Here is a 24440-nt window from a genome sequence, read left to right on the forward strand (position 1 = left end):
GGGAGCGGGCTTGCTCGCGAAGGCGTCTTGGTTGTCACCGCATGAATCGCAGCGCCAGCCCCTGACATCCTTCGTTGATACGCTGCTCCCGCCAGGCGATCTGCCCCGACACCAACGTGGTATTCACCCGATAGCGAAAAGTCTTGTCAGCAAACGGCGTCCACCCGCATTGCGACAGAATCGGTTGCCGCGACACTTCAAGAGCCAAGGGCTCAACCAGCACCAGATCCGCCCAATACCCCTCGCGCAAATAACCCCGATCCGGAATCGCAAACAGATCCGCCACGCGATGGCTGGTCTTCGCCACCAACGTGGTGATCGGCAGCACGCCAACGGCCACCAGCTCCAGCAGTGCCGGCAAGGCGTGTTGCACCAGCGGTAAACCGGACGGCGCATCGGCATACGGGCGCTGTTTTTCTGCCCAGGTATGCGGAGCGTGATCGCTGCCGATCACATCCAGTCGATTGCTCAGCAGCGCCGCGCGCAAGGCATCGCGGTCGGCCTGGGTCTTGATCGCCGGATTGCACTTGATCAGGTTGCCGAGGGCCGGATAGTCGCGGTCATCAAACAGCAGATGATGCAGGCAGACTTCGGCCGTGATGTGTTTCTGTGCGAGCGGCTTGTCCTCGAACAACTCGAGTTCGCGAGCGGTGGTCAGATGCAAAACGTGCAGGCGGGTGCCGTGACGTCTGGCCAGTTCCACCGCCAGCGAAGAGGAGCGGTAGCAAGCCTCGGCATCGCGAATCAGTGCATGGATACTCGCTGGCAGGTGTTCGCCGAGGCGTTCGCGCAGACGTGCTGCATTGGCCTCGATGCTCGGCGTGTGTTCGCAATGCGCCAGCAGTATTGTCGGCACTTCGGCGAATAAACGCTCGAGAGTCCTCGGATCGTCCACCAACATGTTGCCGGTGGACGCGCCCATGAACACTTTGACCCCGGCCACTTCGCAGGGGTTGAGTGCGGCGACGGTGTCGAGGTTGTCCCGGCTCACACCGAAATGAAAGCCGTAGTTGGCCACAGAGTTGATCGCCGCCCGACGCTTTTTATCCGCCAGCGCTTCGAGGGTGAGGGTGGCCGGCTGGGTGTTGGGCATGTCCATGAAACTGGTGATGCCGCCCGCCACCGCTGCGCGCGACTCGGTGTGGATGCAGCCCTTGGCCGGCGCCCCCGGCTCGCGAAAATGCACCTGGTCATCAATCATCCCCGGTAACAACCATTGACCGTTGGCGTCGATTTCCACGCGGGCATTTTCACCGTCGATGCTGCGCGCGATCTTGACGATGCGGCCATGGCTGACCAGCAGATCACCGTCGAACTCGCGTCCTTCATTGACCAGTCTGGCGTTGCGAATCAGCACGCTGCTCATGGTTCAGAACTCGTTCTGCAAGGCTTTGTAGCCGCGTACCAGATCGACATTGGTGCGTGCCACGTCTTCGGAAAACTCCGAGGCGCTGACACTCACCGGCGGGAACTGCGAGAGGTCGGTATTGGGGCCGATGCGGGTGGTGGAGGGCACGTAGAACGCATCCGGCAAATCGCGGCCATCGACCACCGAGTTGTGCCGCACCACACAGCCGTCACCGACCACGCAATTGAACAGCACACTGTTGAAACCGATGAACACCCGGTCGCCGACTACGCACGGGCCGTGCACGATCGAGCGGTGAGCGATCGAGGTGAATTCGCCGATGGTCACGGCAGCGCCGGATTTGGAATGGATCACCACGCCGTCCTGGATGTTCGAATTGGCGCCGATGGTGATCGGCTCCATCGCACCGGAGGCGTCCACCTCATCCGCGCGAATCACGGCGTAGGGACCGACGAACACGTTCTCGCCAATGACCACCTTGCCGCAGATGATCGCGGTTTTATCGACGTAGGCCGACTCGGCAATTTGCGGCAGATCGCCGGAAGGATTCTTGCGGATCATGGTTGGCTCAGTGCGTCGTAAAGGGTGTTGAGGTTGTATTCGAACAACCCGGTAAAGGTGCTGGCCGGGCCGCTGGCGGCGAGGGCATCGGAGTACAACGTGCCGCCGATATGCGCGCCACTTTCCTCGGCGATCTGCTTGAGCAGGCGCGCGTCCTTGATGTTTTCCATGAACACCGCTTTGACCTTGGCCTGACGAATCTGCTTGATCAGCGCGGCGACTTCGGCGGCTGACGGTTCGCGCTCGGTGGACAGACCTTGCGGCGCCATGAAGTCGATGCCGTAGGCCTGACCGAGATAACCGAAGGCATCGTGGCTGGTGACGATCTTGCGATTGCCTGGCGGCAGTGAACCGAGCTTGGCCTTGGCTTCGGCGAGCAGGGCGTAGATCTGTTTCAGATAGGCCTGGCTATTGCGTTGGTAGTCGGCCTTGTTCGCCGGGTCGGCAGCGATCAGCGCCTTGGTGATGTTGGCGATGTACAGCTCGGTGTTGGCCAGGTTGTGCCAGGCGTGCGGGTCGGGAATGGTCTCGCCGTCTTCCTCCAGCGAGCGTGGAATCACGCCATGACTGGCACTGATGACGGGGGCTCTGGTCTCGGTGCTGGTTACCAGACGATCAAGCCAAGGCTCGAAACCCAATCCGTTCTTGATAATCAGTTTGGCTTTGAGCAGCGCTTTGGCATCATCAGGCGTCGGTTCATAGGTGTGTGCGTCGGCGTCCGGGCCGACCATGTTGGTGATCTGGATATGCTCGCCACCCACCTGGTGAACCATGTCGGCGAGGATGCTGAAGCTGGTAACCACCGGCAATTTTTCCGCCGCCGACAACGACATCGATAGCAGCAAGCTGAACAACACGAGTAGAGCGCGCATCGGGAAACACCTCATTGGGATGTGAGCAAAGGCGGGCGGCGCAACAAGCCGTGCACCGGCCCGAATACCACGGACAGCAGATAACTGATACCCGCGACCAGCACGATCGCCGGACCGCTGGGCAGCGAGTAGTAGAACGAGATCAACAATCCGCACCACACCGAGAGGCAGCCGATAAGCGCCGAGATGGCAATCAGGCTCGGCAGGCGACGACTCCAGAACCGTGAAGCGGCGGCGGGCAGCATCATCAGGCCGACGACCATCAAGGCGCCGATGGCCTGGAAACCAATCACCAGGTTGAGCACTACCAAGGTCAGGAACACACCGTGGGCGAGAGGGCCGAGGCGGCTGACGGTTTGCAGGAATAGAGGATCGAGGGTATCGAGCAGCAGTGGTTTGTAGATCAAGGCCATGGCGACCAAACTCAGTCCCGACACCCACAACATTCCATTGAGGGTCGGACCGTCGACGGCGAGCGCTGAGCCGAACAGCAAGTGCAGCAGGTCCAGGCGCTTGCCGGCGATGCCAAGAATCAGCACGCCGCTGGCGAGTGAGATCGGATAGATCGCCGCGAGGCTGGCGTCTTCGCGCAGACCGGTGCGACGGGTGATCCAGGCGGCCAGTCCGGCCATGCCCAGCCCGGCACCCAGACCACCGAAGGTCAACGCGGGCAGACTCAAACCGGCGAGCCAGAAGCCCAATGCCGCGCCGGGAAGGATACCGTGGGCAACGGCGTCACCGATCAGGCTCATGCGCCGCAGGATCAGAAAAATGCCGAGTGGCGCTGTGCTACAGGCCAATACCAGTCCGCCGAGCAGCGCTCGGCGCATGAACACGAACTCGCTGAACGGTTGCCAGAGGTGGGCGACGGTGAGCATCAGGCCACCTGCATATTGGGTGTTTGCTGGATCAGTTCGGCACTGGGGCCGAACACGCATTCGCGGTTTTTGATCAGCAGTGTCTGCGGGATGTGTTGGCGGACGGCGGCGAGGTCATGGCAGACCATCAGCAATGTTCGTCCTTCGGAGTGCCAGGCATGGATGTGTTGCCAGAGTAACTGCTGGCCCAGTTCATCGAGAGCTGCGTGGGGTTCGTCGAGCAGCAGCAATTGGGCGTCGGTCAGACTCAAGCGGGCGAGCAGGGCGCGCTGCAACTCGCCACCGGAAAGGGCCATCAGCGGACGCTTTTCCAATCCACTCAAGTGCCAGTTTTCCAGTGCGTTACCGAGTCGTTGTGCGCGCAGTTGCGTCGACAATCGACGCCCCCAGAAACCCGCGGCTACCAGTTCTTCGAGGCTGATGGGGAACTGCCGGTCGAGGTGTTGCTGTTGCGGCAGGAACGCCAAACCGCCCTGACGTGGAACACCCAGTGCGACCTTTCCCGATAACGGCTTCTGCAAACCGGCGATGACTTTCAGCAGGCTGCTTTTACCGCAGCCGTTGGCGCCGATGATGGCGCTGAGGCTGCCGTGTTCCAGCGATAGGGTCAGTGGCGAAGTCAGTGGTTGGCCGGGTGCGCCCCAACTCAGGGTGTGGCAACGGATCATGCGAGTTCTCGATGCCAGTGGCTTTCAGCGACAGCGTCGTGGGCGTGCAGGCTTTCAGCATGGATCACTCGCAGGTGGAATCCACTCACCCCGGGGGAGCGACGCAGGGCCAGATTAAGTCGTCGCGCGGCGTCTTCGCAGAACATCAGGTTCTGTCCATTGGCCAACGCGAAGGCTTGCTCGTCGGCGCGTTTCACGGCGGTTTGCACGGCGGTGCCGATCGCCGCTTCGGCGTCATTGATGATCACACTCAGGGGAAGCTCGTCGATGAACTCGTCAAGGTGCATATGCAATTGCGCGGTGCTGCGTTGGCTGTGCGGGGTGGCGACAATGCCTTGGTTTGATCCTAGCCAAGCCAAAACTTCGGCATGTTGCAGTGGCTTGTTGGCGAAGTCATCGATGAATTGCTGCTGAATCAACTGTCGCGCCAGCGCTGCTGAGCAGGGGCAAGTTGAGGAGTAGGGCACCTCGATTTTAAGTTCCACGTGGAACATTTGGTTTTTCAGACTCGCTGAAATGCTCACTGGGTAGCTCTTCCAACCCGCTAGAGGGCTGACTAACGCAGGCCTTTTCAGCAGCACTTCGCAGTGGATTTTCAGGTAGGCGCTGTTGGATAAACCGTCATGGCTGACCAGAAATTCCTCGAGAACCTGGCGCAATAGGGAGGGAGAGAGGTCCTGCCGCTCAAGTGCCGCCAGTGCGAGATATAGCCGCGACATGTGAATGCCGCGCGCCTCGCCATCATCGAGACTTACGCCTGCATCAGCTTTTGCGCTCAGACGTTGGCCTCCTAATAAAACAGGCAGAGCAATGCCGCACATTCCCACCCAATCAAGCGGTAACGCCTGCCGAGCGGCTTGAGTCGCAATATCCGGAAGTGTCAGCGAATTCATGTTCGAAACCATCGTGTTGATTGAATTAGATGTTACATTATAACAATTCAAATCACGATGCCTTTTTCATGAACAGGCTTTCATATGCACCGACGTCATCTGCTCAACCTGCTTGTGGCCAGCACGGCTTTGGCTTTTCCCTTCACCGTTTCGGCTATACAAATTCGCAATGCACGCCTCTGGCGTTCGGATGACAAGCTCAGATTGGTGTTCGATCTGAGCGGTCCGGTGCGCTACAAAACCTTCTCCCTGAGCGCTCCAGAACGCTTGATCATCGACCTTTCCGGGGCGAGTTTGAATGGCGATTTCAGTCAATTGACGCTTGCCGATACAGCTATTCATTCGATTCGATCAGGGCGCTTTGGTCAGGGTGATACACGGATCGTTCTCGATCTGAACCATCCGGTGCTATTGAGCAGCTTCCTTTTGGCGCCTCAAGATGGCCAGGGGCACCGCTTGGTGCTTGATCTGGTAAACGCCAAACAGGCATCAAGTCCGGCAATGGTTCCACGTGAAACACCCTCGAATCAGGCTCACCCCAAGCGCGACATCATCGTTGTCGTTGATCCCGGGCACGGCGGAAAAGACCCAGGTGCGGTTGGCGCCAGGGGTGAGCGGGAAAAGGATGTGGTTCTTGCCATCGCTCAGTTGCTCGCCAAACGCCTGAAAAAAGAGAAAGGCTTCGACGTCAAACTGGTGCGCAATGACGACTTCTTCGTGCCGCTGCGCAAGCGTGTGGACATCGCACGTCAGCACAAGGCCGACATGTTTATTTCGGTGCACGCCGATGCGGCGCCGCGTCTTACCGCGACGGGAGCATCTGTGTATTGCTTGTCTGAAGGTGGTGCGACGTCAGCAACTGCACGCTTCATGGCACAGCGGGAGAACGGCGCGGATCTGCTGGGCGCGACCAGTCTGCTCAACCTTAAGGACAAGGATCCGATGCTCGCCGGCGTGATTCTCGACATGTCGATGAACGCCACCATTGCCGCCAGTTTGCAACTCGGCAGCACCGTTCTCGGCAGTCTGGCGGGCATTACCACGCTGCATCAGAAGCGCGTGGAGCAGGCAGGGTTTGCCGTGCTGAAGTCGCCGGACGTGCCGTCGATTCTGGTGGAAACCGGCTTCATTTCCAACGCCCGTGACAGCCAGCGCCTGGTCACGCCTCGACATCAGCAGGCCGTGGCGGATGGTTTATTCGAAGGGCTGCAGCGTTACTTCCAGAAGAATCCGCCAGTAGATAGCTACATCGCCTGGCAGCAGGAGCAGTAAGAAGCGCAGGTTTAGCAGCCGGTGATCCGACTGCAGGTGAACTTGGCGCTGCTGCCGCCAGAGCTGGAAAAGCGATTGATTGTCGTCCAGCCAACGCGACGGGTGTAGCCAACCCAGGCTTCGCCGTCAGAGGCGAGCCCGGTGAAGAACGTCAGCTGGCCGAAACGACTGTTGGTCTGTGCCCAGTAGCGATTGCCGTCCTTTTCAAAGCCACGCAGGTAAATCGTGCTGCCCACCGTGTTTACGCTGTAGGTATTGCCCTGCGCATCGATGCAGGCCAGCAGATTGGCGCTGCGTGTGCAGTTGGCGAGTGCAGGAATTTGTCCCCATGCGTTGGCCCACGATAGCAACGCGAGACTCAGCAGCGAGCATTTCAGGGCAATTTTCATCTCGGTATCCGATGGGCAGTTTGCGTGCAGCTTCCAGCGCTTTATCGGTTTGGGCAAGAGCGGGGCTGGCTAATTTATATTGTTATACTATAACATAAATCTGAATTGAGCCTGAGCTCGCCGATTGCAAGCGTCTGCTTCTGCCAAAGCGCTGTTTTGAAGCTCAAGTACGCGGTGAGCTACGCCAAAACAGGCCAAAACGCACATCGGCCACAACCTGATGAGGATTATCCAATGTCATCTCCACTTCCCGTGACCGTTCTATCTGGCTTTCTCGGCGCCGGAAAAAGTACACTTTTGAATTACGTACTACGTAATCGAGAAGGTTTGCGCGTTGCGGTCATCGTTAACGATATGAGCGAGATCAACATTGATGGCAGCGAAGTCCAGCGAGATGTCAGCCTTAACCGTGCGGAAGAAAAACTGGTGGAGATGAGCAACGGTTGTATCTGCTGTACGTTACGCGAGGACCTGCTCGAAGAAGTCAGCAAACTCGCCCGCGAAGGAAGATTCGATTACTTGCTCATCGAATCTACCGGTATTTCCGAGCCGCTACCGGTCGCCGAAACGTTCACCTTCCGTGACGAGCAGGGCCAGAGCCTCGCCGACGTCGCACGGCTCGACACCATGGTCACGGTAGTCGACGGCGTGAATTTCCTCCTCGACTACCAGGCCGCCGAGAGTCTGGCTTCCCGAGGCGAGACCCTGGGCGATGCAGATGAACGCTCGATCACCGATCTGCTGATCGAACAAATCGAGTTCGCCGATGTACTGCTGATCAGCAAGATCGACCTCATCAGCCGCCAGGAGCGCGAAGAGCTGATGGCCATCCTCAAGCGTCTCAACGCCCAAGCGGAGATCATCCCGATGGTGATGGGCGAGGTGCCGCTGGAGAAAATCCTCAACACCGGGCGTTTCGATTTCGAGAAAGCCGCTCAGGCCCCAGGCTGGTTGCAGGAATTGCGCGGTGAGCACGTGCCGGAAACCACGGAATACGGTATCGCCTCGACGGCCTACCGCGCACGCCGTCCGTTCCATCCGCAGCGCTTTTTCGACTTCATCGATCGTCCATGGCCGAACGGCAAACTGCTGCGCTCCAAAGGCTTCTTCTGGCTCGCCAGCAAACCCTCCGACGCAGGCAGTTGGTCGCAGGCCGGCGGTTTGATGCGCCATGGTTTCGCCGGTCGCTGGTGGCGTTTCGTGCCGAAAAACCAATGGCCGCAGGATCAGGAAAGTACCGCAGCGATCATGGAGAACTGGACACCGAGCGTTGGAGATTGTCGTCAGGAGCTGGTATTCATCGGCCAGAACATCGACTTCGTACAGCTCAAGTCGGAGCTCGACGCCTGCCTGCTGACTGATGAAGAAATGGCCATTGGCGCAGATGGTTGGCGCAGGCTGCCGGACCCGTTCGGCCCTTGGCACGAAGAGGCCGCCTGATGCTTGCGCTCAAACTGCAGCAAAACCGGGCGCGCCATCAGCATCAGGGGGTGACGCCGAAAACGCTGACGCGAATCCTCGAAGACGACGTCAATCTCGCGGTCTGGCAGCGCCAACTGCCGCTGCACATCGCCGATTTCGCAGAGTTGCTGCTCTCGCTCAACGAGCCTTTGGCGGAATCGCTGTGCATCGAATTGCCGAATGAAGACGCCGACCCTGATCTGCAAGGACTGGCCGCCGGGTTCCGTGATCTGCAAGGCTACGAGGGCTTCATCGCGGACCTGCAATGGCTGGTGAGTGCCTTCGCCTGTCTGCTGGGTGCTCTCCGCATCGGTTTGCGCCTGCGGGTGTTGGACAAAGCCATGTGCCCACGCTTCCATGTCGATCATGTGCCGGTGCGCTTGATAACCACCTATGCCGGAATTGGCAGCCAATGGCTCAAGGAAGGGGTGATGGATCGCGAGCAGTTGGGCCAGGCCAACGCTGAGCCACACGGCATGAGTCAAATCCAGCAACTCAAGCGTGGTGACGTGGCGTTATTGAAAGGTGAGAAGTGGCACGGCAACGAAGGCTTCGGCCTGATTCATCGCTCCCCGCAACCGGCGCCGGGTGAGCGACGTCTGCTGCTGACCCTCGACTGGCTCGGCTGACGGCTCAAGGTTTGAGCCACTTGCCCTGGCTCTGGCCTTCGCAGTACGGCTGCAAATACGCCGCGTCGGAGGCGACGCCGTAATAGTGGATATCCTGGCGATAGGGCATATTGGCGACTTGCGCGTTGCTGCACACGCCGAACGCGCCGCTCGGGCATTGATCGACGTACTGCACCTCGACTTTCTGCCCGGCCAGGGTCGGTTGGCAGAAGCCGTCGCTGAACAGCTTCTCGGGAATATTGCGGTTCTGCTGGCAGACTTTGACGTCGAGTCGCTCGCCCTGGCTGTGTACCACGCAAGCCTGGGCCCATGCTTCGCTCGACAGCAGCATCAACAGCAACGACCATCCCATCCAACGCATGTCCAATCCCCTCAGAAAACGCCCAGTCATGTTGCAGAACATTCCTACCCATGTCATCGCCGGCCCTTTGGGCGCTGGCAAGACCAGCCTGATTCGCCAACTCATGGCCCAACGGCCGGACGGCGAGCGCTGGGCGGTGCTGATCAACGAGTTCGGTCAGATCGGCCTCGATGCTGCGTTGCTGACCCGCGACGCCGATGGTATCGCACTGGGCGAAGTCGCCGGAGGGTGCCTGTGTTGCGTGAACGGTGCGCCGTTTCAGATCGGCCTCGGCCGTTTGCTGCGCAAGGCAAGGCCGGATCGACTGTTCATCGAGCCGTCCGGACTGGGCCATCCGGCGCAATTGCTCAAGCAGTTAGGCGAGGCGCCGTGGTTGGGTGTGCTGGCGCTGCAGCCCTGCGTGTTAGTGCTGGATGCCCAGGCGCTGGCCGCCGGGAAAGCCTTGCCGACCGCTCAGCAGGAGGCTTTGGCCAGCGCCGGCCTGCTGTTGCTGAACAAGGCAGAAAGTCTGGATGAGGCTGCACGGCAGACCATCGTCGAGCGTTTGCCGGCAGTCAAAATGATCTGGACGCAGCAGGCGCAACTGCCGTTGAGCGAGCTGCCGGGTGTGGCTGCGCAAGCGGGGGCTGCGGTGGATAACCTTGTTGTGCCCGAGGGATCGGGATCGATTCCGGCGATCTGGAGCGACCCGGCATCGCCGATCTGCCTGAGTCAGGCACAGGAGGGCGGTTGGAGCATCGGCTGGCGTTGGCACCCTGGACAGACGTTCGATACGCAACGTCTGAGCCAATGGCTGCAGAGACTGGACTGGCGGCGGGCCAAACTGGTTATCCACAGCGCCGAGGGCTGGGTGTCGGCCAATGCGGTGGATAACGCCGAACTGGATTGGCAACCGAGTGAGTGGCGACGGGATTCACGTATAGAGCTGATCTTTGCCGATGCACAACGTATCGATGCTTTGCAGTCAGGCCTGACGCAATGCCGGGTGCAGGCGGGTTAGCTCAAGGCTTCCACTTGTTGTGTTCCTGCCGCCACTGGCTCAGTTCGATCACTTCGGCCCGTGGGCGGGTAACTTCGACCACCGGCGGCGTGTCGTCGAACGGCGCCGGGTAGGGCGCCAGTTCGATCTGCGCGCTGTGTGCGCCAAACTGGGTGATGGTGCCGTTGTGCCGGGTTTCGCCGGTCACGGTGAACTCGAAGTTATAGACCCGGGCCAGGCGCCGCCGCCCGCTGGCATCCTTGATCAAACCGATTTTTTTCAACGCGACGTTACCGTCCAGCAGTTCGACGCCGACGTTGATGCAATGCTGCTTGACCCGCTCCAGCGCCCGCTCGCGCAAGCCGTGGTTGTGCCATAACCATGCGCCGGCAGCGGCGAACAGCATCAGCACGAAGATGTTTTCGAGGGTCAGCATCAACAGGAAACTCCAAAAGATAAGCTCAGCTTAACTGCGTCGCCGGTCTGTCGTACAGGCTGTGTTTCGTCGCATACTGCGCGGCTTGAATTTCAATCGTTTTACGGAATAACCCGAATGAAACGTACGCCTCATCTGCTCGCCATTCAGTCCCATGTGGTCTTCGGCCACGCCGGCAACAGCGCCGCCGTGTTTCCGATGCAGCGGGTCGGGGTGAATGTCTGGCCGCTCAACACCGTGCAGTTTTCCAATCACACCCAGTACGGGCAGTGGGCCGGTGAAGTGCTGGCGCCGCACCAGATCCCCGAACTGGTCGAAGGCATTGCCGCCATTGGCGAGCTGGGCAACTGCGACGCTGTGCTTTCCGGTTATCTGGGCAGCGCGGCGCAGGGCCGGGCGATTCTCAGTGGCGTCGAGCGCATCAAATCGGTCAATCCGAAGGCGTTGTACCTGTGCGACCCGGTGATGGGCCATCCGGAGAAGGGCTGCAGTGTGCCGGCCGAAGTCAGCGATTTCCTGCTGGAGGAAGCCGCTGCGGTGGCGGACATCATGTGCCCGAACCAACTGGAGCTGGACAGCTTCTCCGGGCGCAAGCCGCAGTCGCTGTTCGACTGCCTGGCGATGGCTCGGGCGCTGCTGGCGCGTGGGCCGAAAGCGGTGCTGGTCAAGCATCTGGATTATCCGGGCAAGCCGGCGGACGGTTTCGAGATGTTGTTGGTGACCGCAGACGAAAGCTGGCACCTGCGCCGTCCGCTGCTGGCGTTTCCGCGTCAGCCGGTGGGTGTCGGCGATCTGACGTCTGGGCTGTTCCTCGCGCGGGTACTGCTCGGCGACAGTCTGGTGGCGGCGTTTGAGTTCACCGCAGCGGCGGTGCATGAGGTGCTGCTGGAAACCCAGGCGTGTGCCAGTTACGAGCTGCAACTGGTGCGAGCGCAGGACCGGATTGCGCATCCGCGGGTGAAGTTCGAGGCGACGGCGATCAGCCTGTAAGACCGCGTTACACCCATTCGCGAGCAAGCCCGCTCCCACCTTCGACCGCGTTCTCATGGGAGGACTGCGATTCAATGTGGGAGCGGGCTTGCTCGCGAAGGCTATCTGTAAAGCGACATCATTCCAAAGGGCTGATCAGGCGTCGCCCTTGATCTCCTGATAACGCTTTTCCAGCTCCTGACGAATCTGCCGACGCTGCTGCGCCTGCATGTAGCGGCGCTTGTCTTCGCTGTTCTGCGGTTGCAGCGGCGGCACGGGGGCCGGTTTACGCTGGTCATCCACCGCAACCATGGTGAAGAAGCAGCTGTTGGTGTGGCGTACCGAGCGCTCGCGGATGTTTTCGGTCACCACTTTGATGCCGACTTCCATCGAGGTGTTGCCGGTGTAGTTGACCGACGCGAGGAAGGTCACCAGTTCGCCGACATGGATCGGCTCGCGGAAAATCACCTGATCCACCGACAGCGTTACCACGTAGCGGCCGGCATAGCGGCTCGCACAGGCGTAGGCCACTTCGTCGAGGTATTTGAGCAGGGTACCGCCGTGGACATTGCCAGAGAAGTTGGCCATGTCGGGGGTCATCAATACCGTCATCGACAGTTGGGCGTTTCCGGGTTCCATAACGTTCTCACGGATCAAGGCTGGATGGCTGGACGCACCTCTGCGGGTGCCTGGTGGTTTTTTCAAAAACACCGTTATCGGGACGCCAGACGACTGGCTGCCGTCACGCCGCGACCGATCTGTTTCCTTATATTGCACCGCCTTCCAGCCGGAAGTCGCGGTGTTAACCTGCAAAAGGCCCTGCCCAAGGGCAATTCCTACACGAAAAGCGGATTTTTACCCAGCTCGCTCAGACCTTTCTGAAGTCTGACGGCGGGTCACGTCATACAAGGAGCCCACACCATGCATGCCATCAGCTTTATTCAGGACCTGGCAGTGATCATGTTGGTCGCAGGTGTGGTCACCGTGCTGTTTCACCGCTTCAAGCAGCCGGTGGTGCTCGGTTACATCGTCGCCGGTTTCATCATCGGCCCGCACACACCGCCGTTCGGCCTGATCCACGACGAAGAAACCATCAAGACCCTCGCCGAGCTGGGGGTGATCTTCCTGATGTTCTGCCTCGGGCTGGAATTCAGTCTGCGCAAGTTGTTCAAGGTCGGGGCCACGGCGTTTATCGCAGCGTTCCTTGAAATCGTCCTGATGATCTGGATTGGCTACGAAATCGGCCGCTGGTTCGACTGGAACACCATGGACTCGCTGTTCCTCGGCGCAATCCTCGCCATCTCCTCAACCACCATCATCGTCAAGGCGCTCAACGACCTGAAGATGAAGAACGAGCGCTTTGCGCAACTGATCTTCGGCGTACTGATCGTCGAGGACATCCTCGGCATTGGCATCATCGCCTTGCTGTCGAGCATCGCGGTCAGCGGCACGGTCAGCTCCGGCGAAGTGTTCTCCACGGTCGGCAAACTGTCGCTGTTCATGATCGTCGCGCTGGTGGTCGGCATTTTGCTGGTACCGCGTCTGCTGGCGTATGTCGCCAAATTCGAAAGCAACGAGATGCTGCTGATTACCGTGCTGGGCTTGTGTTTCGGCTTCTGCCTGCTGGTGGTCAAGCTCGAATACAGCATGGTGCTCGGCGCCTTCCTGATCGGCGCGATCATGGCCGAGTCGCGGCAGCTGCTGAAGATCGAACGGCTGATCGAGCCGGTTCGCGACCTGTTCAGTGCAATCTTCTTCGTCGCCATCGGCCTGATGCTCGATCCTATGATCCTGCTGCAATACGCGTGGCCGATTGCAGTCATTACCGTGGCGGTGGTGCTCGGCAAGATGTTGTCCTGCGGCCTCGGGGCGTTTATCGCCGGCAATGACGGACGCACCTCACTGCGTGTGGGGATGGGGCTGTCACAGATTGGCGAATTTTCCTTCATCATTGCCGCGCTCGGGATGACGCTGCAGGTCACCAGCAACTTTCTGTATCCCGTCGCGGTGGCGGTGTCGGTGATCACCACGCTGCTGACGCCGTATCTGATCCGTGCGGCCGATCCGCTGTCGATCAAGCTCTCGGCGGCAGTGCCCAAGCGTCTGGGCCGGGTGTTCGGCATGTATGGCGAATGGCTGCGCAGTATTCAGCCGCAAGGCGAGGGCGCGATGCTGGCGGCGATGATCCGGCGGATCCTGTTGCAGGTCGGGGTCAATCTGGCGCTGGTGATCGCGATCTTCTTCAGCGGTGCGTTCTTCGCCGGACGGTTGTCGGTGTGGATGCAGGACTGGATCACTGATCCGAGCTGGCAGAAGGCGTTGATCTGGGGCGGGGCGCTGCTGCTGTCGCTGCCGTTCCTGATTGCGGCGTATCGCAAGCTCAAGGCGTTGTCGATGCTGTTGGCGGAGATGGGTGTGAAGCCGGAGATGGCCGGGCGTCACACGCAGCGAGTGCGTCGGGTGATCTCCGAAGTGATCCCGATCCTCTCGCTGCTGGTGATCTTCCTGCTGTTGGCAGCCTTGTCGGCCAGTATCCTGCCGACCAACAAGTTGCTGGTGCTGGTCGCCGTGGTCGCGGCCGCCGTGGCGGCGCTGCTCTGGCGCTGGTTCATCCGCGTGCACACGCGGATGCAGGTGGCCCTGCTGGAAACCCTCGACAACCACAAGGAGTCGTCGGGGCACTGACCGGCCCGGGCATCCGGCTAATCAGCTCTCCAGCCAGACATCCCGCGCCCAATGCCACACCGACTCCCAGGACTCTTCGGTGATCAGCTCTTCTTCGCCGGACCACAGCACCACGGTGCCGTCTTCTTCGACGCAGTAGTAGTTGTCGCCGTCCTGGCAGATCGGGATCAGGTCGCGCGGTACGCCAGCATCCCAGGCGTTGGCCGCGACATCCGGCAGGTAAGTGTGTGATTGCGGGTCGGTGACGGTCACCGGCTCGAGGCTGCCGTACACCACGTCGCTGACGGTCAGCAGAAACTCTTTGAAGACGAACGGGATGTTGATGAAGAGTTCTTCTTCGATTTCCACCAATTGGTCTTCGTCGGGCAACTCCAGGGGAACCGGTACGGGTTCGTTGGCTTCGCGCAGTTGTTCGATGATTTCTTCCACGTCCGGGATCCTCTTGCTTGAATGGCGCGGTTTATATGGGCCGGTTTATACAGTAGCTCGCTATAGATGCAACTGCGAAATAGAAAACCCCGGCCGAGGCCGGGGTTTTTATTACCACATGCGTAACGCGCAGGGGATCAGCCGTTCTGGCGGATACCGGCCACCAGCCAAGGCTGGTTTTCGCCCTGCGGACGTTCCATGTTCCAGCTTTCGCTGAACACTTCGCCCTGGTCGAAACGCGAGGTCTTCGACACGCCGCTGAAGGTCAGGGTAGCGATGGTCTTGTCGGCACGATCATCCACGCCGTCCAGCTGCACCTGCAGGTTGTCGATGTAGGTCGACTGGAAGCCGTCGCCCAGGTCCGCACGCTCACGCTTGAGGAAGTCGAGCATCTGCGGGGTCACGAACTCAGCAATCTTGTCCATTTCGTTGGCGTCCCAGTGCTGCTGCAGCGACTGGAAGTGGCTGCGCGCAGCGGCAAGGAAGTTCTGCTCGTTGAACCAGGCCGGTGCGTTGATCACCGGACGAGCGGCAACCGGCGCGGCCGAACCACCGAAGATCGAACCCATGGCGGCAGGCTTCTGCTCGAACACTTCACGCTGCATCGGCGCGCCGGCCGGAGCCAGATGCTCCTGCTGCTTGCGTCGACGCGCAGCGATGAAGCGGAAGATCACGAACGCGATCACGGCCATGATCAGGATGTCGAAGATCTGCATGCCCTGGAAACCGCCGCCCATGAACATGGAAGCGAGCAGGCCACCGGCGGCGATACCGGCCAGAGGGCCGAGCCATTTCGAAGCGCCACCGGCCTTGGCCGCGGCACCGGCAGCGCCGGCTGCACCAGCGGTCGCTGCTGCGCCGCCCATGCCTGGGGAAGAAGGAGCCATCTGGCTGGTCTGGTGCGTCGGCGCAGCGCCGGCGCTTTTGCCACCACCAAAGCGCTTGGCGTTGGCGTCGAGGCTCATCGTCAGGCCGATGCACAACGCCATGGCGATGCTAAGAAAACGTTTCATAAAGGGAATTCCCGTTTGTGGAGACACGCGCGCCATGTTGCACAGCTGAAGTGTTACTGGCTAGCGAGAGAGTGTTTCGGGCTTTTGCCTGACAGCTTAGGTTCAGCTCCATCGAAGCAATAAGGCCATGTACTTTTGTCTGTAGGAAAATGGGATAGGTTCAGCGGGAAACCTGCTTATCGACGCAACGCCAGCATTACCACACCGGCGGTGATCAGGCCGATGCCGCCCCATTGGCGCAGGTCGAGTTTCTCGCCCAGCAGGATCACGCCGAGCACCGCCACCAGTACCACGCTGAGCTTGTCCACTGGCGCGACCAGCGAAGCCGGGCCGACTTTCAGCGCGCGGAAGTAACACAGCCACGATGCGCCGGTACCCAGGCCAGATAACAGCAGGAACAAGTAGCTCTTGGCGGAAATTGATCCCAATGACTGATATTGGCCCGTCGCGTACAAAATCAAGGCCAGGCTGACCAGGACCACGATGGTGCGCAGCAGGGTAGCGAAGTCGGAATTGACGTTTTCGATGCCGATCTTGGCGAAGATCGCCGTCAGCGCGGCGAAAGTCGCCGAGAGCAGGGCCCAGAATGTCCAGGAAGAAAAGAAGCCTGAGCCCATGGAAATATCCTTAAAGATGAGCCGACACAAAGCCTTGTAGGAGTGAGCCTGCTCGCGATGAGGGCGTGTCAGACAATAAATATATTGAATGATAAATCGCTATCGCGAGCAGGCTCACTCCTATAGAAGCAATCGAGCAAGGCGTTAAATGGCTTCCAGCTTCGCGTATCCCAGCATCAGCCACTTGCTGCCTTCGCTGAAGTTCACCTGCACCCGCGCCTGCGCGCCGGAACCTTCGAAGTTGAGGATCACGCCGTCGCCGAAGATCGAATGTCGTACCGCCTGACCGAGGCTGAAGCCGGTTTCCGGGATCTCGCTACCGCTGAACAGATTGCTGCCGCTCATCGACTGGTTGCCGCCGAACGGTCGGCTGACACTGTTCGACAGGCGCACTTCCTGAATCAGCCCCTTCGGCACTTCACGGACGAAACGCGAGACCTTGTTGTAGGTTTCGCTGCCGTACAGGCGCCGGGTTTCAGCATAGGTCATCACCAGATTCTGCATGGCACGGGTGATGCCCACATAGGCCAGGCGGCGCTCTTCTTCCAGACGACCCGGTTCTTCCAGGCTCATCTTGTGCGGGAACAGGCCTTCTTCCATGCCCACCAGGAACACGTAAGGGAATTCCAGGCCTTTGGCGCTGTGCAGGGTCATCAGCTGAATGCTGTCTTCGTGCTCGTCGGCTTGAGTGTCGCCGGCCTCCAGCGAAGCGTGGCCGAGGAACGCCGCCAGCGGCGTCAGCTCTTCGTCTTCTTCGGTGTTCTCGAAGTTGCGCGCGGCGCTGACCAGCTCCTCAAGGTTTTCCACCCGGGCCTGGCCTTTCTCGCCTTTTTCCGCTTCGTGATAGGCGATCAGTCCCGATTGCTCGATGACGGTCTGGGTCATCAAGTGCAGCGGCATCTCCATGCACTTGGCGGCAAGGTTCTCGATCAGCTCGATAAACGCACCCAGGGCGCCGGCAGCGCGACCGGTCAGGCCTTTATTGGCGACCAGTTGGCGCATCGCTTCCCACATCGATACATCGCTGTGGCGAGCATGGTCGCGGATCGCCTCGACGGTTTTCTCGCCAATGCCACGGGCCGGGACGTTGATGACCCGCTCCAGCGCGGCATCGTTGCCTCGGCCTTCGAGCAGGCGCAGGTAAGCCATGGCGTTCTTGATTTCCGCGCGTTCGAAGAAGCGCTGGCCGCCATAGATGCGGTACGGAATGCGTTCGCGCAGTAAGGCTTCTTCGAGAACGCGCGATTGGGCGTTGGAGCGGTAGAGAATTGCGATATCGCTACGGGCCAAGCCGGTTTTCAGCGCGCTTTCGATGGTTTCGACAACGTAGCGTGCTTCGTCGTGTTCGTTGAACGCGGCGTACAGGTTAATCGCTTCACCGTCGCCACCGTCGGTCCACAGCTCTTTGCCGAGGCGTCCGGTGTTGTTGGCGATCAGGGCGTTGGCCGCCTTGAGGATGCCGGCGGTGGAGCGGTAGTTCTGCTCCAGGCGAATGGTCACCGAATCCGGGAAGTCGGACGAGTACTGATGAATGTTCTCGATTTTCGCCCCGCGCCAGCCGTAGATCGACTGGTCGTCGTCGCCGACCACCATCAGGCTGTCGCCGCCCTTGCCCAGTAGGCGCAACCAGGCGTACTGCACGGCGTTGGTGTCCTGGAACTCGTCGACGAGGATATGACGGAAGCGCTTCTGATAGTGCGCCAGCAGACCCGGGTGATCGCGCCACAGGTCGAGGGCGCGCAGCAGCAGTTCGGAGAAGTCGATGACGCCGGCGCGCTGGCAGGCCGCCTCGTAAGCTTCGTAAATGCCGCGCATGGTCGCCAGGTACAAGTCGCCGCTAGCCTGAATGTGTTGCGGACGCAGACCTTCGTCTTTCTGCCCGTTGATGAACCACTGGGCCTGACGGGCTGGCCAGCGTTGTTCGTCCAGTCCCAGCTCGCGGATCACCCGCTTGACCAGCCGCTGCTGGTCGTCGCTGTCGAGAATCTGGAACGTCTGGCTCAACCCGGCTTCCTGCCAGTGCGCGCGCAGCAAGCGGTGCGCCAGGCCGTGGAAGGTGCCGACCCACATGCCGGCCGGGTTGATACCCAGCAACTGCTCGATGCGATGACGCATCTCGGCAGCGGCCTTGTTGGTGAAGGTCACCGACAGAATGGAGTGGGGCGAGGCGTTTTCGACCTGGATCAACCAGGCGATACGGTGCACCAGCACTCGGGTTTTACCGGAACCGGCACCGGCCAGGACCAACTGACGGCCAACGGGGGCTGCTACAGCCTGGCGTTGGGCATCGTTGAGGGAGTTCAGCAGAAGGGAGAGATCATCGCGCATCGGGGCATTCTAGGGTGCGCCGCAGGCCCGGGCAAACCGAGCTTTGCATTAGCCGATGAAAGCGCCGTCGATGACGACCGGTCGGTCACTGGCTACAGGCTTCGGCCCGCCTCACTCTGCGGGTTTTGCCGGTGATCGGACGGCGGAAAGTTTCCGGCAAATTATGATCTGGAGCAGTTTGGCAACGGGGTTGGCTTGTGTATGCTCCGTCCACGTTTCGGGCCCATGCTCACTCTTATAAGAACAACAACATTGCACAAGACCCTCAGCTCAGACCTGTCGGGCCCCTCTGTGGAACCCCGGGTCATCCGCAAGCATTACGCCGTCGAAATGGCGGTCGAACGCACGCGCCTGCTGTATCAGGGCTCGCTGCTGCCGACGATGTTCATGTTACTCAATGGTCTGGTCTGCGCCGCTTTGCTCTGGAGCCCGCAGCGCTATTTCGTGGTCAGCATCTGGCTGGTCTGGTTGTTGTCGCTGGTGGCACTGCGGGTGATTCAGGTCGCGGCGTTCGATTCGGCGATCCCGGACCGTCAGGCTCAGCCGATCTGGTTCCGCATGTTTCTGCTCGGCTCGACCATGACCGGCCTGACCCTGGCCGGCGCCGGCATCGCGCTGGTGCCCGCCGACAACTTCATGCAGCAAGCCTGGGTGTTCGGCCTGATCGGTGCCGCGACGTTATCGGCCAGCGTTGCCTACGCCGTCAGCCTGCCGGCGTTTCTGTCCTTTACCTTGCCGTGCCTGCTGCCGGCGATCGGCTACCTGTTCTGGGGCGGTGATGAGCAGGCGCGCGGTTGGGGCTGGCTCGGGCTGATTCTGCTCGGTTCGCTGAGCGTGGTCGCCTGGCAGGTCAATCGGCTGATTGATCGTGGCTTGCTGCGACGGTTTCAGAATCAGCACCTGATCGAACACCTGCAGCAAGCGCAGAACCGCAGCGAGCAGCTCAATCAGGCGCTGGCCAAGGAGATCGAACAGCGGCGCTGTGCCGAGGGCCAACTGCGTGAAGCACAGATCGAGCTGGAAGACCGCGTGGCCCAGCGCAGCCGCGAGCTGGACGTGGCCAATCAGGCGCTGAGCAAAAGCGAAGCCCGGCTGGCCCTGGCGTTGAAGGCCAGTGAGCTGGGGCTGTGGGACTGGAACCTGCAGACCGACGAAGTCCATCACACGCAGATTCAGGAGTTGTTCGGCCTCGCGCCTGAATACGTCACGGCGATCCTGCGCGACCTCAAGCCACGCCTGCACCCGGAGGATGTGCCAGGGCTCAAGCAGGCGCTGATCGAACACCTGAAAGGGCGCACCGAGGACTATCAGATCGAATACCGCGTACGTCACGGCGACGGCCATTGGGTGTGGATCGAAGACCGCGGTCGCGCCGTGGAGCGCAGTGACAGTGGGCGGGTGATCCGCATGGTCGGCACCCGGCGCGACATCAGCGCGAGCAAAAGCCTCGAAGAACAGCAGCGACTGGCGGCCACGGTGTTCGAAGCGGCCAGCGAAGGCATCGTCATTCTCGACCCGAACTACGCGCTGATCGCGATCAATCAGGCGTTCAGCCGCGTCACCGGTTATGACATCGAAGACATGCTCGGGCGCAACGTCGTCGAACTGCCATGCAGTCGTGATGCGCGGCGGCACTACGTCTCGATCCGCCACGCTTTGGAGCAGCACGGCAGTTGGCAGGGCGAACTGGTGGAAACCCGCAAGAACGGCGAGCTGTATCCGCAGTGGCTGCAACTCAACGCGGTGCGCGACAGTCGAGGAAATGTCAGCCATATCGTCGGCTTCTTCGCCGATCTTTCTGCGCGGCGCGAATCCGAAGAGCGCATGCGCTTCTTGACGCATTACGATGAGCTGACCGGGCTGGCCAATCGCTCGCTGTTCCGCGAACGCCTGCACGAAGCCCATCAGCGCGTGCGTCAGGGCGGGCGCCGCAGTCTGGCGCTGCTGCACATCAATCTCGATCGCTTCAAGTTGCTCAACGACAGCCTCGGCCACGAGGTGGCGGATCAGCTGTTGCAGAAAATGGCTCGACGCCTGGTCAACGCCTTGCCGGAGGCCGACACCATCGCCCGATTGTCCGGTGACGAGTTTGCCGTGCTGTTCGATGCCTACGGCAACCTGTCGAGCCTGGCGCGGGTCGCTACGCGGCTGTCGAGCAAGCTGCGTCTGCCGCTGACGGTCGAAGGGCATGAACTGGTGGTCAGTGCCTCGATGGGCATCAGCATGCTGCCGGACAACGCCCGGGAAATCTCTGCGCTGGTCAGTCAGTCGAACATGGCCATGCAACACGCCAAGCATCTGGGCGGCAACAATTTCCAGTTCTACACCGACAGCCTGCAGGCCAGTACCCTTGAGCGCCTGCAACTGGAAAACCAACTGCGCAAAGCCATCGAAGACAAGCAGCTCAAGGTGTTCTACCAGCCGAAGCTGTGCCTGCAAACCGGGCGCCTGAATGCGGCGGAAGCGCTGGTGCGTTGGGATCATCCAAGCATGGGCCGGGTTCCGCCGGGGGACTTTATCGGCCTGGCCGAGGAAACCGGACTGATCGGCCCGATCGGCGAGTTCGTGCTGCGCCAGGCCTGCTGGCAGGCGTGCGAGTGGCAGCGGCAAGGGCTGGAGCCGATTCGGGTATCGGTGAACCTGTCGGTGCATCAATTGCGTCAGGGCAAACTGGTCAGCCTGGTGCGCCAGGTGCTGGAAGAAACCGGGCTGGCGCCGCACTACCTCGAACTGGAACTCACCGAGAGCCAACTGCTCGACAGCGTCGAACACATCATCGCGACCTTCCAGCAGTTGCGTGATCTGGGGGTGAAGCTGGCGATCGATGACTTCGGCACCGGCTATTCGTCGCTGAGTTACCTCAAACGAATTCCGGTGGATTACGTGAAGATCGATCAGGCGTTCATTCGCGGACTGGGGCAGGGCAGCGAGGATGCGGCGATCACCCGGGCGATCATTGCCATGGCGCACGGGCTGTCGTTGAAAGTGGTGGCTGAAGGCGTCGAGCGGCAAGAACAGCTGGAATTTTTACGTGCTGAACGCTGCGACGAAGTGCAGGGGTATCTGATCAGTCGCCCGGTGGAGGCTGAGCGTCTGGCTGGGCTTTTACGCGAACAGGGAAATCCGCTTTAAGGGCTACATGCACTCCATCGCGCCTGATACGGGGACATGGAGTTACGCATTGAGCAGGCAAAAAGCCAATTCATGTAGTATAACTACAAGCGTGCTACATCCTTGCCCATAAGAAGAGTCCAGCCCCTTGAATCTGCTGCAACACATCGCCCAGTCACGTCACCTGTTACGCAAGTCGGAGCTCAAGGTCGCCGACCACGTGCTGCTTGACCCTGCGGCCGTGATGCACAGTTCCATGGCCGACCTGGCCCACAGCGTCGGCATCAGCGAGCCGACCATTGTGCGTTTCTGCCGGGCCATCGGCTGCTCCGGGTTTCAGGATCTCAAGCTGAAACTGGCGCAAAGCCTGGCCGCTGGTGCCAGCTTCGGTCAGTTCGCGATCCATGAGGACGACTCGGTCGCCGACTACAGCCTGAAAATTTTCGACACCACGTTGCACACCCTGATGGAGGTTCGCGAGAAGCTCGATCCGGTGGAGTTGCAGCGCGCGGTGACGCTGATGTCCCAGGCCCAGCGTGTCGAGTTCTATGGCTTTGGTGCGTCCGGCGCGGTGGCGGCGGATGCGCAGCACAAGTTCTTCCGTCTGCTGCTGACGGCGGCGGCGTATTCCGACCCGCACATGCAGGCGATGTCGGCGGTGACCTTGAAGCCGACCGATGTGGCGATCTGCATTTCTCAGTCCGGGCGCTCCAAGGATCTGCTGATCACCGCCAACCTCGTTCGCGAGAGCGGCGCTTCGCTGATCACCTTGTGCCCGAGCCAGACACCGCTGGCTGAGCTGTCGACCGTCAACCTGGCGATCGATGTGCACGAAGACACCGAGATCTATACACCGCTGACCTCGCGAATCGCGCATCTGGTGGTAATCGACGTGCTGGCGATGGGCGTGGCAATGGCGCGCGGGCCGAGTCTGGTCAATCACCTCAAGAGCGTGAAGCGCAGCCTGCGCAGCTTGCGGCTATCCCCCAAGGCCGTGAAGGCCCTGGACGATTAAAGCAAGGTCGTTCCGACCTTATTCGCGAGCAAGCCCGCTCCCACAGGGGATCTCTGGTGACCACAGATTTTGTGTCATATCGAGATCAAATGTGGGAGCGGGCTTGCTCGCGAAAGCGTCCTCAATAGCACCGCACTTTTCAAAAGTTTCATCGCACTGTCATCCCCGCGCAGCCAAACCGTCATCCCTCCCGCCTATCGTGAAACTCCCGTACTCGCCTTGGGAGACTCGAAATGGCTCAGCCCTACGAAGAACGCAACAGCGCCGCGAAAACCCGTCGTCAGCAGGAAGACCAGCGCCGCATGGAATTTCGTCGCGCGATCGAAGATCGCTTCGAACTTCGTCAGCTTCAAAGCGAAATCAGCGATTTTCCCGAGGACATCGAACTCAACTACTGGCAGGCAGCGCCCGCAGCTTCCCGTCGAAGCGTTCAACCAGCGCGCTGATCTGCACCCGTTCGCTGCGGATAAACGCCAGGAAGGCGTGCGCCACCGGTGACAGGCGTTTGGCCTTGGCTTGCACCAGGCACCAGCTGCGAAACAGCGGCAACTCTTCGACCGGCAGCTCGACCAGGCCGCCGGTCGCCAGCTCCAGGTTCAGGGCGTGGCGCGTCAACAGCGCCAGGCCCAGACCCGCCACTACGCATTCGCGCTGGGCTTCAGCCGAGGCCACTTCCTGGGTTTGGGTGAAGTGCACGCGTTTCTCCTTGAAATACTCTTCACAGGCCAGTCGCGTGCCCGAACCCGGTTCGCGGATCAGCAGTGTGTAAGGCTCAAGATCCTGCAGGCGCAGCGGCCCCATGTGTGCCAACGGATGGTCCGGACGCGCGACAGCGACAATCGGATTATTGAGAAACGGCAGGAACTCCAGGCCCATGTCCTGTGGCACCATCGACATGATCACCAGATCATCGCGGTTGTCCGAGAGGCGACGAATTACCTGGCCGCGGTTGACCACGGTCAGTTGCAGGTTGACTTCCGGATGCTGGCGCTTGAACGCGGCGAACAGATGCGGCACGAAGTATTTAGCGCTGGATTCCACCGCCAGTTTCAGCTGCCCCTGCAGCGAGCCCTGCATGTCCGACAGCTGCATGTCGAGGTTTTCCAGGCGCCCGAAGATGTCCCGGCTGGCACGCTGCAGGGCTTCGGCGGCCTCGGTCATGTAGAGTTTTTTGCCGACATAATCGAATAATGGTTGCCCGATCAGCTCTTCCAGCTGACGAATCTGTAGGCTGACGGCCGGTTGTGTCAGAGACATTTCATCGGCTGCGCGGCTGTAGGACCGTAAATCACACACTTCGTTGAAGATCTGCAACTGGCGTAATGTCATACGCATCAAGGACTTACGCATTTTTTATAGGCTCTGACGGCAGGCTGATGGTTTAACTATAAGTCTTTGCTTATGCCTGACCCAATTTTTATTCATTTTTGTTAATCCCTTGTGAGGGCTAGTGTGGGGCTGCGACTAAATTGAAACATTTAGTCACGCGTCGACCTGGGTCTAGC

General features: G+C 60.3%; 24 protein-coding genes. 9 read left to right on the plus strand and 15 right to left on the minus strand.

Annotation, left to right across the window (positions count from 1 at the left end; genetic code table 11):
• Positions 1–34 precede the first annotated feature (34 nt).
• The 6 genes from M0808_RS00890 to folE2 are packed head-to-tail and all read right to left on the minus strand — an operon-like array spanning position 35 to position 5241.
• Positions 35–1366, minus strand: coding sequence for a dihydroorotase (locus M0808_RS00890; RefSeq protein WP_247839541.1), 1332 nt, complete (start codon positions 1364–1366; stop codon positions 35–37).
• 3 nt (positions 1367–1369) lie between these two features.
• Positions 1370–1930, minus strand: a complete 561-nt coding sequence (locus M0808_RS00895) for a carbonate dehydratase (protein ID WP_025112617.1) — start codon at positions 1928–1930, stop codon at positions 1370–1372.
• Entirely contained in the window at positions 1927–2802 is an 876-nt protein-coding gene (locus tag M0808_RS00900) for a metal ABC transporter substrate-binding protein (protein WP_247839543.1), read from the minus strand. Before M0808_RS00900 ends, M0808_RS00895 begins: the two co-directional genes overlap by 4 nt.
• A gap of 11 nt (positions 2803–2813) precedes the next feature.
• Complete coding sequence (locus tag M0808_RS00905; protein ID WP_247839545.1) at positions 2814–3680, minus strand: metal ABC transporter permease; 867 nt, start codon at positions 3678–3680, stop codon at positions 2814–2816.
• Positions 3680–4348, minus strand: a complete 669-nt coding sequence (locus M0808_RS00910; RefSeq protein WP_223007051.1) for an ATP-binding cassette domain-containing protein — start codon at positions 4346–4348, stop codon at positions 3680–3682. Before M0808_RS00910 ends, M0808_RS00905 begins: the two co-directional genes overlap by 1 nt.
• On the minus strand, positions 4345–5241 hold the full coding sequence (folE2, locus tag M0808_RS00915) for a GTP cyclohydrolase FolE2 (protein WP_247839547.1): 897 nt from the start codon (positions 5239–5241) through the stop codon (positions 4345–4347). The genes M0808_RS00910 and folE2 overlap by 4 nt, the downstream gene beginning before the upstream one ends.
• Before the next feature lie 84 nt (positions 5242–5325).
• Between folE2 and M0808_RS00920 the strand changes: the two genes are divergently transcribed.
• Positions 5326–6513 carry an N-acetylmuramoyl-L-alanine amidase gene (locus M0808_RS00920; RefSeq protein ID WP_247839549.1) on the plus strand — a complete coding sequence of 396 codons (1188 nt, stop codon included), beginning with the start codon at positions 5326–5328 and terminating at the stop codon, positions 6511–6513.
• 11 nt (positions 6514–6524) lie between these two features.
• On the opposite strand, the gene M0808_RS00925 is transcribed toward M0808_RS00920, so the two are convergent.
• On the minus strand, positions 6525–6902 hold the full coding sequence (locus M0808_RS00925; RefSeq protein WP_139055065.1) for a glutamine synthetase: 378 nt from the start codon (positions 6900–6902) through the stop codon (positions 6525–6527).
• Positions 6903–7136: 234 nt separating this feature from the next.
• Here M0808_RS00925 and zigA point away from each other — a divergent pair, with 234 nt between their 5' ends.
• A complete protein-coding gene (zigA, locus tag M0808_RS00930; protein WP_247839551.1) occupies positions 7137–8342 on the plus strand; it encodes a zinc metallochaperone GTPase ZigA in 1206 nt (401 codons plus the stop codon).
• Positions 8342–8992 carry a DUF1826 domain-containing protein gene (locus M0808_RS00935; protein WP_247839553.1) on the plus strand — a complete coding sequence of 217 codons (651 nt, stop codon included), beginning with the start codon at positions 8342–8344 and terminating at the stop codon, positions 8990–8992. Before zigA ends, M0808_RS00935 begins: the two co-directional genes overlap by 1 nt.
• A gap of 4 nt (positions 8993–8996) precedes the next feature.
• Here the strand turns inward: M0808_RS00935 and M0808_RS00940 are convergent, their stop codons facing one another.
• Positions 8997–9353, minus strand: coding sequence for an NADH:ubiquinone oxidoreductase (locus tag M0808_RS00940; protein WP_096795431.1), 357 nt, complete (start codon positions 9351–9353; stop codon positions 8997–8999).
• Between the two features lie 28 nt (positions 9354–9381).
• On the opposite strand from M0808_RS00940, the gene M0808_RS00945 reads away from it, so the two are divergent.
• The gene (locus M0808_RS00945) at positions 9382–10353 is read left to right on the plus strand and encodes a CobW family GTP-binding protein (protein WP_247839555.1); all 972 of its coding nucleotides are present in this window, start codon (positions 9382–9384) and stop codon (positions 10351–10353) included.
• Position 10354: 1 nt separating this feature from the next.
• Here M0808_RS00945 and M0808_RS00950 read toward each other — a convergent pair whose 3' ends face one another.
• A complete protein-coding gene (locus M0808_RS00950; protein ID WP_025112628.1) occupies positions 10355–10768 on the minus strand; it encodes a DUF3301 domain-containing protein in 414 nt (137 codons plus the stop codon).
• Between the two features lie 117 nt (positions 10769–10885).
• Between M0808_RS00950 and pdxY the strand changes: the two genes are divergently transcribed.
• A complete protein-coding gene (gene pdxY / locus M0808_RS00955) occupies positions 10886–11758 on the plus strand; it encodes a pyridoxal kinase PdxY (protein WP_027610337.1) in 873 nt (290 codons plus the stop codon).
• Between the two features lie 135 nt (positions 11759–11893).
• On the opposite strand, the gene M0808_RS00960 is transcribed toward pdxY, so the two are convergent.
• Positions 11894–12376, minus strand: a complete 483-nt coding sequence (locus tag M0808_RS00960; RefSeq protein ID WP_041073853.1) for an acyl-CoA thioesterase — start codon at positions 12374–12376, stop codon at positions 11894–11896.
• Between the two features lie 282 nt (positions 12377–12658).
• Here M0808_RS00960 and M0808_RS00965 point away from each other — a divergent pair, with 282 nt between their 5' ends.
• On the plus strand, positions 12659–14422 hold the full coding sequence (locus M0808_RS00965) for a cation:proton antiporter (protein ID WP_097089419.1): 1764 nt from the start codon (positions 12659–12661) through the stop codon (positions 14420–14422).
• Positions 14423–14443: 21 nt separating this feature from the next.
• Here M0808_RS00965 and M0808_RS00970 read toward each other — a convergent pair whose 3' ends face one another.
• The 4 genes from M0808_RS00970 to uvrD form a co-directional block, all read right to left on the minus strand.
• The gene (locus tag M0808_RS00970; protein WP_024164487.1) at positions 14444–14851 is read right to left on the minus strand and encodes an SMI1/KNR4 family protein; all 408 of its coding nucleotides are present in this window, start codon (positions 14849–14851) and stop codon (positions 14444–14446) included.
• A 137-nt stretch (positions 14852–14988) separates the two neighbouring features.
• A complete protein-coding gene (locus tag M0808_RS00975; protein ID WP_007962237.1) occupies positions 14989–15864 on the minus strand; it encodes a Tim44 domain-containing protein in 876 nt (291 codons plus the stop codon).
• 176 nt (positions 15865–16040) lie between these two features.
• Positions 16041–16481, minus strand: a complete 441-nt coding sequence (locus M0808_RS00980) for an EamA family transporter (RefSeq protein ID WP_027610340.1) — start codon at positions 16479–16481, stop codon at positions 16041–16043.
• A gap of 144 nt (positions 16482–16625) precedes the next feature.
• The gene (gene uvrD, locus M0808_RS00985) at positions 16626–18809 is read right to left on the minus strand and encodes a DNA helicase II (protein WP_041073860.1); all 2184 of its coding nucleotides are present in this window, start codon (positions 18807–18809) and stop codon (positions 16626–16628) included.
• Positions 18810–19010: 201 nt separating this feature from the next.
• On the opposite strand from uvrD, the gene M0808_RS00990 reads away from it, so the two are divergent.
• The 3 genes from M0808_RS00990 to M0808_RS01000 all read left to right on the plus strand — a co-directional run bounded on the left by M0808_RS00990 (position 19011) and on the right by M0808_RS01000 (position 23381).
• The gene (locus tag M0808_RS00990) at positions 19011–21941 is read left to right on the plus strand and encodes a GGDEF domain-containing phosphodiesterase (RefSeq protein ID WP_190953459.1); all 2931 of its coding nucleotides are present in this window, start codon (positions 19011–19013) and stop codon (positions 21939–21941) included.
• 127 nt (positions 21942–22068) lie between these two features.
• Positions 22069–22935, plus strand: coding sequence for a transcriptional regulator HexR (gene hexR / locus M0808_RS00995; RefSeq protein WP_007962240.1), 867 nt, complete (start codon positions 22069–22071; stop codon positions 22933–22935).
• Between the two features lie 233 nt (positions 22936–23168).
• Positions 23169–23381, plus strand: a complete 213-nt coding sequence (locus M0808_RS01000) for a hypothetical protein (RefSeq protein ID WP_027610343.1) — start codon at positions 23169–23171, stop codon at positions 23379–23381.
• Here the strand turns inward: M0808_RS01000 and M0808_RS01005 are convergent.
• Entirely contained in the window at positions 23323–24285 is a 963-nt protein-coding gene (locus tag M0808_RS01005; RefSeq protein WP_027610344.1) for a LysR family transcriptional regulator, read from the minus strand. The genes M0808_RS01000 and M0808_RS01005 overlap by 59 nt on opposite strands.
• Positions 24286–24440: the final 155 nt, after the last annotated feature.

Source organism: Pseudomonas sp. MWU12-3103b, assembly GCF_023100615.1.
Lineage (GTDB): Bacteria > Pseudomonadota > Gammaproteobacteria > Pseudomonadales > Pseudomonadaceae > Aquipseudomonas > Aquipseudomonas putida_A.

What these genes read in the sequence shown, in the direction of transcription:
- M0808_RS00890 (WP_247839541.1), bottom strand. Translation starts at nt 1,366, where the DNA reads ATGAGCAGCGTGCTGATTCGCAACGCCAGACTGGTCAATGAAGGACGC.
- M0808_RS00895 (WP_025112617.1), bottom strand. Translation starts at nt 1,930, where the DNA reads ATGATCCGCAAGAATCCTTCCGGCGATCTGCCGCAAATTGCCGAGTCG.
- M0808_RS00900 (WP_247839543.1), bottom strand. Translation starts at nt 2,802, where the DNA reads ATGCGCGCTCTACTCGTGTTGTTCAGCTTGCTGCTATCGATGTCGTTG.
- M0808_RS00905 (WP_247839545.1), bottom strand. Translation starts at nt 3,680, where the DNA reads ATGCTCACCGTCGCCCACCTCTGGCAACCGTTCAGCGAGTTCGTGTTC.
- M0808_RS00910 (WP_223007051.1), bottom strand. Translation starts at nt 4,348, where the DNA reads ATGATCCGTTGCCACACCCTGAGTTGGGGCGCACCCGGCCAACCACTG.
- folE2 (WP_247839547.1), bottom strand. Translation starts at nt 5,241, where the DNA reads ATGAATTCGCTGACACTTCCGGATATTGCGACTCAAGCCGCTCGGCAG.
- M0808_RS00920 (WP_247839549.1), top strand. Translation starts at nt 5,326, where the DNA reads ATGCACCGACGTCATCTGCTCAACCTGCTTGTGGCCAGCACGGCTTTG.
- M0808_RS00925 (WP_139055065.1), bottom strand. Translation starts at nt 6,902, where the DNA reads ATGAAAATTGCCCTGAAATGCTCGCTGCTGAGTCTCGCGTTGCTATCG.
- zigA (WP_247839551.1), top strand. Translation starts at nt 7,137, where the DNA reads ATGTCATCTCCACTTCCCGTGACCGTTCTATCTGGCTTTCTCGGCGCC.
- M0808_RS00935 (WP_247839553.1), top strand. Translation starts at nt 8,342, where the DNA reads ATGCTTGCGCTCAAACTGCAGCAAAACCGGGCGCGCCATCAGCATCAG.
- M0808_RS00940 (WP_096795431.1), bottom strand. Translation starts at nt 9,353, where the DNA reads ATGCGTTGGATGGGATGGTCGTTGCTGTTGATGCTGCTGTCGAGCGAA.
- M0808_RS00945 (WP_247839555.1), top strand. Translation starts at nt 9,382, where the DNA reads ATGTTGCAGAACATTCCTACCCATGTCATCGCCGGCCCTTTGGGCGCT.
- M0808_RS00950 (WP_025112628.1), bottom strand. Translation starts at nt 10,768, where the DNA reads ATGCTGACCCTCGAAAACATCTTCGTGCTGATGCTGTTCGCCGCTGCC.
- pdxY (WP_027610337.1), top strand. Translation starts at nt 10,886, where the DNA reads ATGAAACGTACGCCTCATCTGCTCGCCATTCAGTCCCATGTGGTCTTC.
- M0808_RS00960 (WP_041073853.1), bottom strand. Translation starts at nt 12,376, where the DNA reads ATGGAACCCGGAAACGCCCAACTGTCGATGACGGTATTGATGACCCCC.
- M0808_RS00965 (WP_097089419.1), top strand. Translation starts at nt 12,659, where the DNA reads ATGCATGCCATCAGCTTTATTCAGGACCTGGCAGTGATCATGTTGGTC.
- M0808_RS00975 (WP_007962237.1), bottom strand. Translation starts at nt 15,864, where the DNA reads ATGAAACGTTTTCTTAGCATCGCCATGGCGTTGTGCATCGGCCTGACG.
- M0808_RS00980 (WP_027610340.1), bottom strand. Translation starts at nt 16,481, where the DNA reads ATGGGCTCAGGCTTCTTTTCTTCCTGGACATTCTGGGCCCTGCTCTCG.
- uvrD (WP_041073860.1), bottom strand. Translation starts at nt 18,809, where the DNA reads ATGCGCGATGATCTCTCCCTTCTGCTGAACTCCCTCAACGATGCCCAA.
- M0808_RS00990 (WP_190953459.1), top strand. Translation starts at nt 19,011, where the DNA reads ATGCTCCGTCCACGTTTCGGGCCCATGCTCACTCTTATAAGAACAACA.
- M0808_RS01000 (WP_027610343.1), top strand. Translation starts at nt 23,169, where the DNA reads ATGGCTCAGCCCTACGAAGAACGCAACAGCGCCGCGAAAACCCGTCGT.
- M0808_RS01005 (WP_027610344.1), bottom strand. Translation starts at nt 24,285, where the DNA reads ATGCGTAAGTCCTTGATGCGTATGACATTACGCCAGTTGCAGATCTTC.